The organism is Microbacterium sp. LMI12-1-1.1 (genome assembly GCF_040676455.1).
In the GTDB taxonomy this organism is placed as follows: Bacteria; Actinomycetota; Actinomycetes; order Actinomycetales; family Microbacteriaceae; genus Microbacterium.
In genome coordinates this window covers 1-1,406 of sequence record NZ_JBEGIA010000002.1, presented here as the reverse complement: position 1 = coordinate 1,406, position 1,406 = coordinate 1, and the positions used below count along the sequence as shown (strand labels likewise).

Sequence of the window (1,406 nt, the reverse complement as noted above, 5' to 3'; positions counted from 1 at the left end):
GTGATGCTCCTATGGTGTCAAGTCGGTGAGTTGAGCCAGTTTTCGTAGGCGGTGAGGAAGACGGCGTCGTGGACCTGTCCGCGTTCGGCGAGGGAGATCTTGGCGGTGCTGACGCCGAGTCCGACGGCCGCGTGGACTTGGAGCAGACCAAGCTGTTGGCGCTTCGGCCGCAACGCTCGATAGTCGGCTGCTGGCGGCGGGTTGGTGATCAGGGTGAAGACCTCGCGGGCGATCGCGCGTTTCAGGCAGCGAAGGATCTCCTTGGTGTTCTTCCCTTCGCTGCGTTTCCTGGCGATGTATTCGCGGGTGCGTTGGTCGCAGGTGATTCGGGCGACGGCGATCTGGTGCAGGGCGGAGTTCGCGTGTCTGTCGCCGCCGCGGTTGAGGCGGTGACGGGTGGTCTTGCCGCTGGAGGCGGGGATCGGGTTGGTGCCGCAGAGCGCGGCGAAGGAGGCTTCCGACTTGAGTCGGTCGGCGTTCTCGCCGGCGGTGATCAGCAGCTGCGCCGCGGTGACGGTGCCGATGCCCTTGACCTGGTGCAGGGCGGGGTTGGCTTGGGTGACCAGTTGCTCGAGCTCGACGTCGAGTACGGCGGCTTCCGCGCTGAGGTGTTGATATCTCCGCGCCAGCGATTTCAGCGAAGTGAGGACTGTCCGGCTGAGGAGGTCTTCCTCCAACGCGGGCCGGGTGCGGGCCAGGCCCGGAATCAGCGTGATCACGGTGTGATTGCGGTATCTGGCACGGATTTGCTCGGGTGCGGTGACCAGGAGACTCTTGATCTGGACGCGGGTCGCGGCACGTGCCTTGATCGCGCTGCGGCGTGCTGCGTGGACGTAGCGGAGGGCTTCCACTACGCCGTCGAGCCGTTTCGGTTCTGGGTGATCGGGTCCGGCCAGCACTGCTTTTGCCGCTTCGTACGCGTCGATCGGATCCGACTTCCCGCGCATCCGGCGAGCTTGACGATTCGGTCGGATGATCTCCACGACACGCATCCCGGCCGCTTGCAGATGGACCGTGACGCCCGCGCCATAAGAGTGTGTTCCCTCGACTCCCACCTGCCGGACCAAACCGAACGCAGCGATATAGGCCGTGATCGCTTGGTAGCCGATCAGCGTGGCCGGGAATCCGGCATCGCCGAGTCTCCGCCCGTCGATGTCATCACGGCGACGTGGTGAGTGTCGGCGTGCGTGTCGATGCCGGCGATGATTTCCGGCTGGATCATTGTCATGATGGTTCTGCCTTCCATTCCCTGTGAGGGCTCGCCGGTCAGGGAGGGCAGACAAGACCTTGACGGGGCTTCGACCCAAGCTCCTATGAGGTCATGCCAGCCCTGACCGGCTCGCAAAACCCTGTCCCGGATAGACAGATCAGATGCAAGGCACGCGGCCCGTCGACGACAGGGTCAC

1 protein-coding gene is annotated in these 1,406 nt (G+C 64.6%); it reads right to left on the bottom strand.

Annotated elements, in window-relative coordinates; translation table 11 throughout:
• Positions 1 to 17 precede the first annotated feature (17 nt).
• Positions 18 to 1,094 (bottom strand): IS110 family transposase, encoded by a 1,077-nt coding sequence (locus MRBLMI12_RS08625; RefSeq protein WP_363355783.1) that lies wholly within the window; start codon positions 1,092 to 1,094, stop codon positions 18 to 20.
• Between the last annotated feature and the right edge of the window lie 312 nt (positions 1,095 to 1,406).